The organism is Bacteroidales bacterium, from assembly GCA_014860575.1.
Classification (GTDB): domain Bacteria; phylum Bacteroidota; class Bacteroidia; order Bacteroidales; family JAAYJT01; genus JAAYJT01.
This window is the reverse complement of the sequence record JACZJK010000036.1, coordinates 24,879-39,790: the sequence shown is the minus strand read 5'-3', so window position 1 is coordinate 39,790 and position 14,912 is coordinate 24,879. Positions and strand designations below refer to the sequence as shown.

The following is a 14,912-nucleotide window of genomic DNA, read 5'->3' as shown; positions in this document are numbered from 1 at the left end:
TGCCGTTGGCTTCAGCCAACGGAAACGGAAGAACAAGAAATCCGGGCTTTAGCCACATTAAAGCGAATTCGATTTAACTTTTAAAAGCAGCTTCAAAATTTGAATAACGGCATTGCTACTCCACCAAAAAACCTCTGAGTTGCATTACAGGCGATTGGTTCACAATAACGGATTCAACCGTTGCCCAGGGCGGGCCTTTATGACACCATGCTACAAACTGCTTCAGGTTTTCCACTTCACCTTCGGCTTCGATGTGCACACTTCCGTCCTTGCTGTTTTTTACGAAACCGGTGATTTCCAGCTCATGTGCGGTTTTTTGAGCATAAAACCTGAACCCGACGTTTTGAACTTTTCCGGTGATTGTAATGTCGTAATGTAGTGCCATATTCAAAAACTAGTATGAATGAGACGATAAACGCTTGACCATTAACGATTCAACTTGCAGCAACAATTGCCCGGGCGTGAAGGTTCGCCAGTTAAAATGGCTTAATACACCGTTCATGGCAATATAATTTGGCACAAAGATAGTTTCGAATTCCTTAATAATATAGTCGCGAAGATTCAGGATCGCAATCCAGCCATCTTCAACTTCTTCAAACCACTCCTGATAATAATCATTTTCAGCCGCGTGATAATTGAGCACATTGTCACCAATCAGGATAAATTTGTTGATGCCTTCATCCATCATGGGTTCCGCGATGTTTTGCTTCAGGTACATGATATCATTATAAAGGCAGTCGTTCCATTCGCCCATTAGCTCAATTATACAAAACCCGAGATTATAATCAACAAATAGGATTTTAAGGTACAATGTGGATGAACCCATCTCATCCCACTGGGGATGTATATAGTAGTTATAAACCGTATGAGTACAGAGCGAATCGTGATATTCACGACCGTAAAGAGGGGAGCGCTCATCGGTTGCGGACTCGTACAACGACGTCCAATTATAATATGGCTCAATGGTATGCATTGATGCAAAATTAATTAAACTTTCGGTAAAATCGTCAGGAACTCTATGTTAACGCAGGTCAATGACCTCAATGCCAGGATGATCAGCAGGATTGAAACGAAAACTGGAATCGGGAATGGATTCATTGGTAATAAAATCCTTAATGGCATAAACAAATTCATTGCCGGTTCCGTCGAACATTGTAATGGCCAGAAGTTGTTTTTTGTTTTTATCAACCTTCACGTGCACCTTGTTAAATGCGGCGGCTTCTTTGGGTAAAAGTTCGAGCACTACCTCATTTCCCGATTCGCTCAATATTTTGGCTTTGAATTTATCAGCCCATGATTTCAGGAAATTCCTTGGGTTGAAGCCTTCTTCATCATTCATGGGTTCATTGATCTGGACTTCGTTTACTGATTCCATAAATGTCCACATGGTTTTGCCATCGCTGATAATCTGTTGCCCGGCCACATCCAATTTGTATTTATCGCCTTTTGATAACAACCAGCCATCAAGGCTTTCGTTGATGCCCTGGGATTTGTTGAGCATTTTATACTCGAACCGGATTTTGATATTATCAAACGATTGGGTTTTTTCTGAAACTTCGTTGAGAAGCGTGATCGCTTTCTTGTCCTGCGCATAGGCGCTTACGCTCAACATGAGCAGCAATATAAAAAGTGTGTTTTTCATTTTCGGTTATAAATTATCGATTATTTGCTATAAAGGTCTTTCAAAAACTGTTCCAAAGCCATTTCTCCGGCAACTCTCACTTCGCGGGCCTTGCTTCCTTCAAAAGGGCCGACTATGCCTGCCTGCTCCAGTTGGTCAATGATACGGCCTGCACGGTTGTATCCTAACTTCAGTTTACGCTGCAACAATGAGGTGGAACCTTGCTGGTGTGCCACAATGATCCGGGCAGCATCTTCAAACAATTCATCGCGTTCGTTCGGGTCGAAAGATTCCGAAGCCTCGGTTTCTTCATCATAATATTCAGGCAGATGAAAAGCATCGGGGTAGCCTCTTTGCGATCCAATGAAATCAGTAATTTTATCAATTTCATGTATATCAATAAATGCGCATTGCAAACGCATCATGTCGCTGCCGGTAGAAAGCAGCATATCGCCACGGCCAATCAATTGTTCAGCGCCCGAAGAATCAAGGATTGTACGTGAATCAATCTTTGAGATCACACGGAAAGCAAAACGGGCCGGGAAATTGGCTTTGATTGATCCGGTAATAATATTTACCGAAGGCCGCTGGGTCGCAATTACAAGGTGAATGCCAATGGCGCGCGCCAACTGTGCCAACCTCGTAAGCGGAACCTCAATTTCTTTACCGGCGGTCATGATCAGATCAGCGAACTCATCAATGATCACTACAATATAAGGCAGGAAACGGTGCGATTCATTTGGATTGAGCCGGCGTGAAATGAATTTTGTGTTGTATTCCTTGATATTCCGGACCTGGGCATCTTTCAGCAGATCATAGCGCATGTCCATTTCCAGGTTCAGGGAGTTCAACGTGCGAACCACCTTTCTTGTATCTGTGATGATGGCTTCTTCTGAATCCGGCAATTTGGCCAGGAAGTGGCGCTCGATTTTCGAGAAAAGTGTCAGCTCTACTTTTTTGGGATCAATCATCACAAACTTCACCTGCGAAGGATGCTTTTTGAAAAGCAGTGACGCAATGATTGCATTCAATCCAACTGATTTGCCTTGACCGGTTGCACCTGCCATCAGGATGTGCGGCATGCGGGTAAGATCGGCAACAAAAGTTTCGTTCTGTATGGTTTTGCCCATGCCAAAAGGCAGTTCATATTTCGATGACATAAACCTTTCGGACGAAAGGATGGACTTCATTGAAACAATTTCGGGGTTTTGGTTAGGAACCTCAATACCGATTGTTCCTTTGCCGGGGATGGGCGCAATAATGCGGATACCTAACGCCGACAAGCTTAGCGCAATGTCGTCCTCAAGGTTTTTGATCCTTGAAATCCTTATGCCGGGAGCAGGGATAATTTCATAGAGGGTTACGGCAGGCCCGATCGTTGCCCTGATCTTTTCAATCTGAATTGAGTAGTTGCCCAAAGTCTGGACAATACGGTTCTTGTTGGCTTCCAGTTCTTCTTTCTGAACCTTGCTGCCTTCATCGTCATAGTCATCAAGCAAGTCGAAAGTGGGATAGCGGTAGCTGGCCAGGTCAAGGGTCGGGTCGAACGGAGTATCAATGGTAAAATGCCCGGTATCCTCTTTATTGTTATCTATCGGTAGGTTATCATTGCCGGATGGCTGTTCAATCGTAAGCTCAACATCAGCAATTTGTTCTGCCTGTTTTTGTTTTTCAGCGGGTTTGGTGTTGGCAGTTGTTTGTTTAACTTCTGTCTCAGATGTTTTGCCGGCAAAACTCCATGAACCGCCTTCTTTTTCATCAATGGCAAACTCAACTGTATTGAATTTATCTTCTTTGGGAATATTTCTTGGTAAATTATCAGGCTGTTCATCTTCATCATCCTCTTCAACATCATTATGTTGTTTAGGTTTTCTCTCAGAAACCAGACCGCTTAGCTTCAGGTTAACCGTGAAAACAAGGTAGATGATGATCACAAATAACAGGAAAATGCCAGTACCAACTCTTCCCATCAGGCCTTCGAGCCACGCAGTGCTATAGGTTCCGAAAACACCTGCAAGAATTGATAGATCGTATTCCCTGAAAAAGAATCCCATTGTAACGCTAAGCCAAATCACCAGGATCAGGCCGAAGAGCAGCGTTCGCCACCAGGGGAGGAGTTTGACTTTGAGCGACAGCTTGATGCCTGCAAGGAATAAGAGGAAAACAAATATGTAGGAGGCGATCCCAAAACCAGCTTTTATAAATTGCCATCCAAAGAAGGCGCCCAGGCGTCCACCCCAGTTGTTTACCGGCAGCTTGTCATTAAACACGATATTCCTGAAACTCTCGGAAGCTGCCTGATCGTCAATTCCCACGCCACCGGTGAAATAGTTCAGCAGGTAGGATGTGAAGGCAAAAAGTAAATAGATGGAAAGCAGCGCCAGGAAAACCCCAACTGAAAGATGGTATTTCTCATTTTTAAGAAAACTAAATGTCTTGCCTTTTCTTCTCACCTTTGGCTTAGTTCCCTTGCTCGTATTTTTGGGTACGCTGCTGTTTTTTAAAGTGTTTCTTTTCGGCTGATTTTCTTTCGGGGACATTCGTGCTTGCTGGCTTTTATTGCTTTATAAATAGTGTGGCAAAAGTACGAAAGATAAAAGAACCCTGATGCATGGTAAAAACTTTCAAAATCAGGGTAGGTTCAACGCACAAATGTGACCCTTCGTGCATTCCTCTTTAATTCACACCGCCAGGACGCGAGGACGCAAAGATTTGATTCATCATTATCTCATCTTCCACTGATTGGCTTATTCTGTAGGCCAAAACAGTATGACGCGAAGAGCTGGGAACAAAAGAGAATAAATCAGTGAATATCTAATCTAATCTTTTATTTATGAAACCTCTACGAGGTATTTTGTATTAGTTGGGTTGCGCTTTGCAACAATAATGTATCGCCTACAGCGAATCTACTATGCAGCGAGGCGGGTTCTGTGTAGCGGATAGAGTATTGTAGATTAGCGGTTGAATAGTTCTATTAATTCCACGTAGTGGATACACAAATAGCATCCATCCGCATCACCAATTTTATCCACATAATGCAAATATAAAGCCGGATCACTATCTTTTTCATTCTTGTTGACTGAATGGGAGATGTGATCCGGCCCGGAAGAAAACTAATAATTTCCGCTGCGTTTAAAAAATGCTGTAAACAAATCCGGCCGCAAGATAAGTGCTGAACCTGTTATACTGAATCTTTTGTTCTGCCCAAGGTCCAAAAGGCTTTCTTTTCTCAGTTTCAAAAGTAGCGTTGCTCTGCAAGCTGAGATTAAGCCTCAAACGTGGTGATACATAGTAATCAGCCAAAGCGTGTATTCCCGCAATCACGAGTGAAGGGGAAAAGCTGTAGACTTCGTTTTCATCTTCCGGATACTCAAAAAAGTTATGGTTGTATGATGCATGTGCACCCAACTGAAGGCTGGTCCTGCTATTGGGGTAATACCCAACGGTATTTGAAGCCGCAATATTAAGGCGACGACTTGTAATCTCGTACGACATAGTTTTGTTGTCTTGATGGCTGAGGCTAAATCCAGCCGAAAAGTTAGTTGAATTTTGCCAATACAGGTTGATGGGTTTCTCTAATGCATACTGTGCCAACAAAAGAATTCCTGTTATCTCTTGTTCACTTTTGAAGTCGGACAATTGAGGTTGAGTAGCTATGGAATCATTGAAGTAATTTACTGTCTCAAACGATTGGAAAAAGAAAGATGGACGCAGTCCGATTGACAATCGGCTGCCGCTGCTTCGTACCGGGCCTGCTGAATGGCTCCAATTGTCATTTAGGAGCGTATAGTAGGATGCACCTGATTGGGCTTTCAAACCCATCGCATCGAGTAATGAGTCAACAGCCGTGATTTCACTGATGTGGCGCAAGCGCTGATCAAAATATCTTTTGTTTTTGATTCGGGTGATAAATTGAGCCAACTCCAGAATCTCATCTGCATTGGGCTCTCTTGTCAGGTCACCCGATCTCTCAAGGTCTTCAAGTATATAAACAGCCAGGCGCGCATCCTGCACTTCTTCAATCCTGCCTATCCCAACCATGACAGGAATCTCAATGCCAATATTATAATCTTGTCGGGTGGTTTTATATTTAAATGGATAAGTTTTAGGTGTAGATTCATAGTCTTCCTTACCAAGAACAAGTCCGGATTGCAAATTAAAGCCCAGCTCAATAAATTGTTGTTTTTGATTGTAAAAGCGGTTGGTAGAGTAGGCAGAAAAATCAAAAGAAGAGCCTCTGCTTTTAGATATATCTTCCTGAAATACGTGACTTTCAAGGGTTTCTCTGTCATATGACCATGCTGGTGTAATACCTAAGCGGGCATATTGAAAGCCCTGATACCTTGCTGTGTTTTTTCTTGCATTGTACGTTGGGCTTAAAGTAGCATTAAAACGTGTGAATGCATTTGAATTGGAGAGGTTGTCGTCGAGAATTTCCTTTCTAAAGTAATTATTCCCGTCAAGGTTAAAATTAAAATCGAGCATTCTGTAAGTGTAATCAGGGTTTTTGTAGGCAGAAAGTTTGAAACTTTCTTGCGCGAAACCTGGGAAATTGGCAAGCATAAATAAACTTACAGCACAAACCAGGATGGTGGTTTTTTGTGGGGCATTCATTTTAGTTTGGATTTAAGGGTAAGTAATGGGTCTTCAAGCGCCTGAAAACGTGGTTTTCGTTACAATTATCATGCCTTGAATTTGAATATGTTCAGGTAATTACACCCTTAACTAAATTTTCAGTGCCATTTGCATTGCAAAAGATCTTGGAGGGCCAACATCGGCAGGGCGGGTCATATACTCGCGGTTGAAGAGGTTGTTGATAATAAATGAAAGCCTGAGAATGGCTGTAGGTTCCCACGCGATACGCCAGTTGAAGAGTACATCGCCGGTGTTATTGGCTTGTCGGTATTCATACATTCCGGGAAGTATGAATATTGGAAGGCCAATTCCATTCACGCGTAACGAATCTTCAAAAGCCAGATCAATGTTGATGATATAGCTGTGATAATCAATGTTTAGCCCGCTTGAGAATTTCTTGTATTTGGCATCAACAGCAAGTTTTGCACCATGATAAAAACGGTATTTCAGGATGTTTTTATCCGTTGACGTTGTAAGTGGCTTTTGCTTATCAAAGTCTTTGTCAACCGGATCAGTAAAAGTGTAGCCTGCATTAAAACTGTAAGCAACCGGGCCTGATTTGCCTTCTCCGATAAAACTGATTTCAAAGCCGGCGATGCGGGCATTACTTACATTGAATGCTTTGAATCCTGTATATTTAAAGAAATCGTTAAGTGTAGGATTTGAGATTTCAGGCGGATAATGCTGCCCAAAGGTAAACTCTATCATGTCCTCATATTCGCTCCAGAAAATAGCAGCATCGGCATAACCGCGCAGATTGCCCATTTGAAAACCCTGTTTGACGCCAATTTCGGCATTCCAACCATATTCAGGCCGCAGGGTATCGTTGGGGAAAATCTTGAGCGCCCCAACCTCGGTGGCAGCGTATTTTTCAGCAATGGCCGGATAGCGGAACCCCTGGCCAAAACTGCTTCGGAAAAAAGTGTAAGTTCCTGCCTGGTAATTGATGCCTGCCCGGACCAAAGGTTTTGACTTCTCCCTCACATCATTGATGGCATGTAGTTCGTATCGGCCACCCAGCGAGAATCTCCATTTCTGATAACGCTTTTCGGTTTGAAAATATATGGATTGGTTGTTGGCGGTATGTTTTGCATTGCCAAACAGGTTCGATAGCGATTGGATATAAGTAGCGCTGGCTCCAGCGGTCAACGAAAAATCATTTTCCAATCTTTTCAGGTATTGATATTCCGCGAAGTACGAATCATCATAGTTATGCATGATGGTGTCATTATCATAAGTTACCTTGAAAATACGGCCTTTGAGCGTATGCCTTCTGTTTTTTTCGGTGTGATAGCTAAGATGCGGATCCAGATTGAAACGCGTATTCCTGAAGTTCTGATCAAAGGATGGTGATGCACGGTAAACGCCTGTATCGCCATCAAGCCAGAGCAGGAAGTTTCCCCCTTCGCTGAACATTGCATTGCCATTTATCCCACCAGACAAGCCTTCAATTCTCTTACTTCTGTAACGGGTATTGATGTTGAGCCTGACAGAGCGCTCATTTTCATTTTCACGGTAACCTTTGTCGGTGTGAACATTGGCTCCGGCCACGAGATCAAAATTGCCGATCCGTCGGCTGTGTGAGAACCGCGCACCTGAATAAAAAGGCTTGTCATCGCTCCACCATGCTATTTCGCGGCGCTTTGGTTCACCATACAGGCCGCTGTAAGCAATGATGCTGCTTTCCGGTTTCTCACCCGGGTAGGCGGTCCTGATATTTATCACGCCATTCAATGCCGAAGAACCATAAAGCGCCGAAGAAGCGCCTTTTATGACCTCAATCTGACTTAGATTTTCAAGTGGAACAAAACCCCATTTCGCTTCACCACCGCCCCCGGTAAGCATTGGCAGATCATCCACAAGTAACATAACCCTTGAACCTACGCCATAGCTGTATCCATTGCCGCTGCGAATACTTACCTGGTCGTCAAGAAACATAACTCCCGGAACCTGCTGCAAGGCCGATTCAACTGAAATTGTGTGCGTTCTTTCAACGGTTGCCACATTTATTACTTCCATTGATACAACCACATCGGAAATCTTTTCTTCGTAGCGCGAAGCGCTGACAACCAATTCATTTAGCAAATGAGTCTGAGCCTCCATGCTAATGTCAATAGTAACTGTTTCTCCTTCGCGCAGTTCGAGGTTTCTGACAATGGTGTTATATCCTATAAAACGGTATTGCATCCGTGTTTTACCGGTTTCTGCCACAATGCTGTAATAGCCGTCGGCATCGCTTGCTACGCCATGTTCGTTGCTGAAAAAGATATTGACACCTGGCAATGGATCGCCTGTGGTGGCATCAAGCACATGGCCTTTAACTACTGGCTTTTGCGAGAAAGTTGCGACTGAAACCAGCAATGCACAAAAAATCAAACACTTAATTTTCATGGGGTGAATTGGTTGTTGATCACAAACCGAAATACAAAACCTTACTGTTTTATCAGCTTAAACGCCGATCTGATATTTCCCTCCGAATGCTGCAATACGCAATAATATATTCCTTGTTTCAGGTTCGAACCGTCAATTCTCAGATTATTTTCTCCTCTTTTAGTCTTGGTCTCTTTGCTTATCATTAAGCGCCCGGTGGCATCAAACAACCTAAATTCATAGGTTCCGGGCAAGTCGGCATAAAAATCTACATTAACATACTTTACAAATGGATTGGGAAAAGCCTGCATTCTGATGTTGCCATTTTCAGGCAGATCAGGAATACCAAAGGCAAGGGAATCCAGCACAAGGATGCTATAATATGTAATTTCATAAGTATATGGTATTCCGAACCCACCCATGTATCCGACAGCCTTAATTGTTAACGGATAGTTGCCAAGCTGCGCCTGTGTTGCGGTGCCTGTAATCAACATACACCCTGAAGTCCCGCCTGGCCAATAACCCGAAGGCCGGTTTGGGATCGCCTGAAAACCTTCAGGTAAGCCGGAAATTTCATATACGCCTATCGAGTCAATAGGAAGAAGTGGAAGCGGAAATAGGATCGTATCAGCCGGAATTACAGCCGTGATTACAAGGTTGTACTCATAGGTGGCTACCGCGGGTGGAAAACCGGTAGCGCTGTCGGGGTAGATTCCTGGACGGGTATACACCATATTGGGCTCGCACTGCCCGAAAAGCACGGCAGAGAATGCGAAATAAATGATCAGGGAAGCGACAAGTCTTTTCATACTGCAGGATTGAATGAAACTGATTACAAAATTATTGGTTTCTGGTTCAGAAACAACACTTGAGAAGCAAGCTTGTTTTGGTGTTCACACAAAGCCGGCATAGAAAACTTCCTTAAAACTGTTTAGTTTTGCGCCATGATAACTAAGAAAGAAAAAAATACGGATCAGAAAGTCAAAGCCATTGTGTGGGACTGGAACGGGACATTGCTCGACGATGTGCATATTTGTGTTGACTCGATCAACATAATGCTTGGTGCACGAAACCTCCATCAATTAGATTATGAATCTTACAGGGATGTTTTTGGTTTCCCGGTGAGGGCGTATTATGAAAAGGCAGGTTTCAATTTTTTGCAAGAGCCTTTTGATGTTGTTGCCATTCAGTTTATTGATATTTACCGTGAGCACTTACTCAATTGCAATTTGTTTCCGGAAGTGATGGAAGTGCTCAATCAGATTTTGGCGCTACAGCTACCGCAATATATTCTTTCGGCTATGGAGCAGCAATTGCTTGAAACCTCATTAACTGAAAAAGGAATACCTCAGTTTTTTAATTTTATTGCCGGAACCAGCGATCATTATGCAGATGGTAAACTGGGTTCGGCAAAGAGATTACAACAGATGATTGAGGCAAAACCAAAGGAAATACTTCTGGTTGGCGATACAATTCATGATTTTGAAGTGGCTGAGGAAATGGGCTGGCAATGTATGTTGATTGCTAACGGACACCAATCTGAACTCCGCCTGGAAGCGACAGGCAAACCGGTGTTAAAAAGCCTTGCAGCCTTACCAGCACTTTTAAACGGTCATTCAATCTAAACGTTTTCATTGATTCCCATAATCCAGATTTCGGTGGTTTCAATTTCCCCATCTGTTTTGTATCTGACCCATTCACCATTTTTCAGACCTTGAATATAATTTCCGGTTAAATAGAGCCCACCATCTGGGAAATAATAGGATGCAGGCCCATGCATCAGGCCGTTTTCAAACTTTATATCGTGTTTTAAACTGCCGTTCGGATGGTATTGTTTCCAGGAGCCAATCTGCTTGCCCATGCTAAAGTTTTGCTCTTCCAGCAAAGTTCCATCTGCATAATAACTACGCAATTGCCCATCCCTAAGATCATGCTTGTAATTTTCTTCCGAAACCAAAACACCTGATTCATTATAAAATTTCCAATGGCCTTCTTTTTTTTGATCCACATACATTCCTTCACTTTGAACCATTTGGTTCTGATGATAATGAATTGTTTTTGCCGTATCACTGGTTTCGCTAAAAAGCATTTTTACCCTTAGCTTGCCATTGGGATAAAAATACCTGAACTCCCCGTAAGGCTTATCGTTAAGAAACTGGCCTTCATACACCAATTTTCCTTCTTCGTTGGTTTTTTTCCACGATCCCTGTTTTCTTCCCTGCTCATCCTGTTGATTGAAAATACTGTTTGGTTCCTGAGCTGAGGACAAAACAAATGGCCCCAACATGAAAACTGCAATCAGCAAAAAACGAATTTTTGTATGGATTTCCCGGATCATAATCAGAATGAAAATGCTGTAACGAAGATCAGGTATTTTTATTGAATAAGGGTTTTTACAGGTATAAATTTTTCACTCAATAAATGTGCATTAAGTAAGATTTACATAATGATCATGTTTTGTGCATCATAGGACATATTAACATGAAGGTTGATTGATTTTGTTAATCCGATACATTGGTTTAATTTCGTCGCCGTTAACCAAAACTACAAATATGAAAAAAGCATTCATTATTATTGGACTCCTGGCATTGGGATATTCAGTCATGGCCGGAGGTATTGTTCACAACACCAATCAAAGTGCTTCATTTATCCGGATGCCTGCCCGTGATGCATCTTACGGCTTTGATGCAGTGTACTTTAACCCTGCTGGTTTGACTTCATTGAAAAATGGCTTGCATTTCTCAATCAGTAACCAGTATATAACTCAAACCCGGAATATTGAAAGCACTTTTCCAGGCATGAATAAAAGCGAGTTTGAAGGAACCGTATTAGCACCCTTGTTCCCTTCAGTTTATGCTGCCTATAAAAAGGACAGGCTCGCAATTTCACTTGGTTTCAATCCCATTGGCGGTGGCGGTGGTGCCTTGTTTGAAGAAGGTCTGCCATCCTTTGAAATGCAACCTTCCACGATTCCAGGTGCTTTAAGCGCCGGAGGTGTTCCTACCACTGCTTACAGTTTCGATACCAGATTTGAAGGAAAGTCAGTATTCTATGGTTTTCAGGGTGGTATTTCATACCGCGTTCATGATCAATTATCTTTGAGCTTTGGTGCCAGGTACGTAACGATTTCCAATTCCTATAGCGGATATTTACGCAACATCCAGATCAATCCTACCTTCGCGGCATTGGGCTATGATGGAAGTATGCGCTCTGCCCCAACTTTCTTCACTGAATTTTCAGGCTACCTAAGTACTGTTTCTGCTACCTTGCAGGCAACAGGAAACAACCTTCAGCCTATTATTAATGGTGGTGGAGGAGGAGTTCCCCTGGCCAATGGAACCATGGCTGGTTTAACCCCTGAACAGGTAGCACTACTGCAGGGAACCATTACGCAATTAGGTGGAAATCCGCAAGGGATGACCATCGCACAGGCACAGCAATTTTTCCTTGGCGCTTCAGCCGGCTATGCTGCAAATTCGGTGGCTATGGGAAATAACGCAAACGCTACAAGAGATTTGGCTGTTGAGGCCACACAAAGCGGTTCAGGCATTACCCCTATAATTGGTATGAATATGCAGTTTACCGAGAATTTTAATATTGCCGTAAAATATGAATTCAGGACTAAAATCAATGTGACCAATGAAACGGAAATTGACGATGTTGGCCTTTATCCTGATAAAGAAGAAATTCCAAGTGATATGCCCGCCATGCTTTCAGTTGGTATGCAATGGAGGCCAACACAAAAATTGGGACTTCACTTAGGAATGCACAACTATTTTGACAGAACCGCGAAATATGGCCGTAAAGTTGGCACCGACTACGTTCAAAACAATGTTTTTATGGATTCTGATTATGTTGAAGTTGCTTTCGGAGTTGAGTATTCAATCACTGATAAATTGCTCATCAGCGCCGGTTATCTTGCAACCCGCACAGGTGTAAATGAAAACTACCAGACCGATCTGAGTCATAGCCTGTCAACCAACAGTCTTGGCGGTGGTTTCCGTTATAATTTTAGCGAAAACTTTGGTGTGAACCTCGGTGTAATGAATACCTGGTATATTGAAGATACAAGGGATTTCGGACTATATAAGGAAATTTATAACCGTAAGGCATTTGTAGCTGCCTTAGGGGTTGATTTTAGTTTATGATTTTAGCATAGAATTTAATTTTTACATTGTTTCCTGCTGAAGCAGTGGTATGATCACAACATCATACCACTGCTTTTTTTTGCAGGCATTTTTTTCCCACATGAATATCTCTTAAGATTAGATGATTATGATTTTTCTGAAAATATTTTCTAATAATTATTTGCATGTTAGTGAACATTAACTAACTTTGCAGCGTTTTATAAACATGTAAGCCTTAATAAGGCAAAAAATAGCAGTAAAAATAAAACTCGTTATTTGATTAACAAGAATTATAATGAAACGAAAATGAGCTCTGTAACACAAATCCGCAAACCAAGCATAATTATCAGCGCAGCACTTCAGCTAATCTCGCTTTATGGGATTCCCGGATTGACTGTAAGAAATATAAGTGCTCTCACAGGTCTAAGTAAGTCCATAATATACAAAAGTATCGGAGGCCGGGATCAGATAATTATTACAATTCTTGATAATTTTAAAAGCCGGATTGAAGAAAACTTTACTCAATTGTCGTCTGTAGAGAATGGTGCTATGGATAAAATTGAAATCATTCTAAAAAATCATTACCGAACGCTTACTGATGCCCCATTGTTTATTACAATTATTTTCTCAGATGAGCTTTATGAAAAGAGCGATGAACTAAGAAATAAAATGGATGAGCTGATTGCTTTGAATAACAGGGTACTCAGCAGCTTTATCAAGGAAGGGTAGATAAACGGCGAAATCAGGTCTGACCTGGATTCGCAGTACCTCACGGCCCTCACCTTGTCATCATTCCGGAAAATTATGAAGCAGTTAAGCTGAATTTAACACTTAAACAATAAAAATATGCTAACCCAACGACAACAGGAAATTATTGAAGCATCCATTGAATTGATTGCGGAGAAAGGTATTCAGGGTCTGACTATGAAAAATATTTCGAAAGAAATAGGAATATCCGAGCCTGCCATCTACCGGCATTACGACAACAAGATCGAGATTCTGAAAAGTATACTTGACTACTTTTTTAACAATATGAAAAACATCCTTGAAAGCGAATTGAACAGCGAATCAACTGCTTTTGAAAAAATTTCAAACATTTTCAACAGGCATTTTAAAAGTTTTTCTGAGAAACCCCAGCTACTTGCAGTGATTTTTTCAGAAGAATTATTCCGCAACGAAACATCGCTGAGCAATAAGGTTGCTGCAATCATGGAACAAAATACCCTGATGGTACAAAACATCCTGGAAAAAGGCCAGCAAAACGCTGAGGTTGATCCAAACCTGAACCCCAAACATCTGGCTGTGATGATTATGGGTTCGCTCAGGCTGCTCGCGAAACAATGGCAAATAAGCGGCTATGCATTCAACCTGACTCAGGAAGGCGCAGCCATGTTTGAAACCATCAGGCCTCTAATAAGCATTAAATAACAACACCTTTTATAAACCATTAAATCTATTAAGCTATGAAATCAGTTGACTGGAAAACACAGCAGATCAAAGACACACCGCACAAGGTGGATGTAAGGCCATTATACGACAAACCCGAAGTGCAGGTTATGCACATAAAATTGCAACCCGGGGAGCAGTTGAAACCGCATTTAACGCCTGTTGATGTATTTTTCTTTGTGCTAGAAGGCTCGCCCGATATTTTGGTAGGCGATGAACGTAAAACCATTCCTGCCGGCATACTTGTGGAAAGTCCGAAAAATATCGTGCACTGCCTGTATAATTCGTCAGATGATCAGGCAAGGATTATGGTGGTAAAAGCGCCTAAACCAACCCAAAACGCCAGAATTCTTTAAGCCTGGACATTTAAAGTTCAGGTTTGTGGATAGCATTATCAAATCATAGCAGTTGAAAATTTACCTATAAAATATGAATGATGAAAATCACAAAAAAAACTTATGTGTCAGAAATATTGGATGAATACGGAGATATTGCAGATGTTATGGAAATATTCGGGATCAAACGTGTGGGAGGGTTTGGTTTGCGAAAATTGCTGGCGAGATTTATTACTGTAAAAACCGCGGCATTCATTCATAGAGTTCCATTGGACAAGTTTATTGTAATGGTGCAGGATGCCGTGAATGAAAAAGACGCACCAAACAAACTTAAAAACCTACATTCACTAATGACAAACTATAATGTCATTCAATAAT

The 14,912-nt window shown here is 42.0% G+C and carries 14 protein-coding genes; 6 read left to right on the top strand and 8 right to left on the bottom strand.

Going from position 1 to position 14,912, the window contains the following annotated elements:
• Positions 1–115: 115 nt before the first annotated feature.
• The 7 genes from IH597_10015 to IH597_09985 all read right to left on the bottom strand — a co-directional run bounded on the left by IH597_10015 (position 116) and on the right by IH597_09985 (position 9,435).
• Entirely contained in the window at positions 116–385 is a 270-nt protein-coding gene (locus tag IH597_10015; GenBank protein MBE0662794.1) for an acylphosphatase, read from the bottom strand.
• A 9-nt stretch (positions 386–394) separates the two neighbouring features.
• The gene (locus IH597_10010; GenBank protein ID MBE0662793.1) at positions 395–973 is read right to left on the bottom strand and encodes a hypothetical protein; all 579 of its coding nucleotides are present in this window, start codon (positions 971–973) and stop codon (positions 395–397) included.
• Positions 974–1,021: 48 nt separating this feature from the next.
• Complete coding sequence (locus tag IH597_10005) at positions 1,022–1,642, bottom strand: outer membrane lipoprotein carrier protein LolA (GenBank protein MBE0662792.1); 621 nt, start codon at positions 1,640–1,642, stop codon at positions 1,022–1,024.
• 20 nt (positions 1,643–1,662) lie between these two features.
• Complete coding sequence (locus tag IH597_10000; protein ID MBE0662791.1) at positions 1,663–4,161, bottom strand: DNA translocase FtsK 4TM domain-containing protein; 2,499 nt, start codon at positions 4,159–4,161, stop codon at positions 1,663–1,665.
• 592 nt (positions 4,162–4,753) lie between these two features.
• Complete coding sequence (locus tag IH597_09995) at positions 4,754–6,235, bottom strand: hypothetical protein (GenBank protein MBE0662790.1); 1,482 nt, start codon at positions 6,233–6,235, stop codon at positions 4,754–4,756.
• A gap of 111 nt (positions 6,236–6,346) precedes the next feature.
• Positions 6,347–8,647: a TonB-dependent receptor gene (locus IH597_09990; protein ID MBE0662789.1), complete on the bottom strand. Its 2,301-nt coding sequence runs from the start codon at positions 8,645–8,647 to the stop codon at positions 6,347–6,349.
• Between the two features lie 41 nt (positions 8,648–8,688).
• Positions 8,689–9,435 carry a T9SS type A sorting domain-containing protein gene (locus IH597_09985; protein MBE0662788.1) on the bottom strand — a complete coding sequence of 249 codons (747 nt, stop codon included), beginning with the start codon at positions 9,433–9,435 and terminating at the stop codon, positions 8,689–8,691.
• A gap of 135 nt (positions 9,436–9,570) precedes the next feature.
• Between IH597_09985 and IH597_09980 the strand changes: the two genes are divergently transcribed.
• Entirely contained in the window at positions 9,571–10,251 is a 681-nt protein-coding gene (locus IH597_09980) for an HAD family hydrolase (GenBank protein ID MBE0662787.1), read from the top strand.
• Here the strand turns inward: IH597_09980 and IH597_09975 are convergent.
• Entirely contained in the window at positions 10,248–10,931 is a 684-nt protein-coding gene (locus IH597_09975) for a toxin-antitoxin system YwqK family antitoxin (protein MBE0662786.1), read from the bottom strand. The genes IH597_09980 and IH597_09975 overlap by 4 nt on opposite strands.
• 247 nt (positions 10,932–11,178) lie before the next feature.
• Between IH597_09975 and IH597_09970 the strand changes: the two genes are divergently transcribed.
• The 5 genes from IH597_09970 (at position 11,179) to IH597_09950 (ending at position 14,911) form a co-directional block, all read left to right on the top strand.
• On the top strand, positions 11,179–12,774 hold the full coding sequence (locus IH597_09970; protein ID MBE0662785.1) for an aromatic hydrocarbon degradation protein: 1,596 nt from the start codon (positions 11,179–11,181) through the stop codon (positions 12,772–12,774).
• Between the two features lie 285 nt (positions 12,775–13,059).
• A complete protein-coding gene (locus tag IH597_09965; protein MBE0662784.1) occupies positions 13,060–13,482 on the top strand; it encodes a TetR/AcrR family transcriptional regulator in 423 nt (140 codons plus the stop codon).
• Positions 13,483–13,599: 117 nt separating this feature from the next.
• Positions 13,600–14,181, top strand: a complete 582-nt coding sequence (locus tag IH597_09960) for a TetR/AcrR family transcriptional regulator (protein MBE0662783.1) — start codon at positions 13,600–13,602, stop codon at positions 14,179–14,181.
• Positions 14,182–14,216: 35 nt separating this feature from the next.
• Positions 14,217–14,555 (top strand): cupin domain-containing protein, encoded by a 339-nt coding sequence (locus IH597_09955; protein ID MBE0662782.1) that lies wholly within the window; start codon positions 14,217–14,219, stop codon positions 14,553–14,555.
• Between the two features lie 80 nt (positions 14,556–14,635).
• The gene (locus IH597_09950) at positions 14,636–14,911 is read left to right on the top strand and encodes a DUF1858 domain-containing protein (protein MBE0662781.1); all 276 of its coding nucleotides are present in this window, start codon (positions 14,636–14,638) and stop codon (positions 14,909–14,911) included.
• Position 14,912 lies beyond the last annotated feature (1 nt).

What these genes read in the sequence shown, in the direction of transcription:
- IH597_10015 (MBE0662794.1), bottom strand. Translation starts at nt 385, where the DNA reads ATGGCACTACATTACGACATTACAATCACCGGAAAAGTTCAAAACGTC.
- IH597_10010 (MBE0662793.1), bottom strand. Translation starts at nt 973, where the DNA reads ATGCATACCATTGAGCCATATTATAATTGGACGTCGTTGTACGAGTCC.
- IH597_10005 (MBE0662792.1), bottom strand. Translation starts at nt 1,642, where the DNA reads ATGAAAAACACACTTTTTATATTGCTGCTCATGTTGAGCGTAAGCGCC.
- IH597_10000 (MBE0662791.1), bottom strand. Translation starts at nt 4,161, where the DNA reads ATGTCCCCGAAAGAAAATCAGCCGAAAAGAAACACTTTAAAAAACAGC.
- IH597_09995 (MBE0662790.1), bottom strand. Translation starts at nt 6,235, where the DNA reads ATGAATGCCCCACAAAAAACCACCATCCTGGTTTGTGCTGTAAGTTTA.
- IH597_09990 (MBE0662789.1), bottom strand. Translation starts at nt 8,647, where the DNA reads ATGAAAATTAAGTGTTTGATTTTTTGTGCATTGCTGGTTTCAGTCGCA.
- IH597_09985 (MBE0662788.1), bottom strand. Translation starts at nt 9,435, where the DNA reads ATGAAAAGACTTGTCGCTTCCCTGATCATTTATTTCGCATTCTCTGCC.
- IH597_09980 (MBE0662787.1), top strand. Translation starts at nt 9,571, where the DNA reads ATGATAACTAAGAAAGAAAAAAATACGGATCAGAAAGTCAAAGCCATT.
- IH597_09970 (MBE0662785.1), top strand. Translation starts at nt 11,179, where the DNA reads ATGAAAAAAGCATTCATTATTATTGGACTCCTGGCATTGGGATATTCA.
- IH597_09965 (MBE0662784.1), top strand. Translation starts at nt 13,060, where the DNA reads ATGAGCTCTGTAACACAAATCCGCAAACCAAGCATAATTATCAGCGCA.
- IH597_09960 (MBE0662783.1), top strand. Translation starts at nt 13,600, where the DNA reads ATGCTAACCCAACGACAACAGGAAATTATTGAAGCATCCATTGAATTG.
- IH597_09955 (MBE0662782.1), top strand. Translation starts at nt 14,217, where the DNA reads ATGAAATCAGTTGACTGGAAAACACAGCAGATCAAAGACACACCGCAC.
- IH597_09950 (MBE0662781.1), top strand. Translation starts at nt 14,636, where the DNA reads ATGAAAATCACAAAAAAAACTTATGTGTCAGAAATATTGGATGAATAC.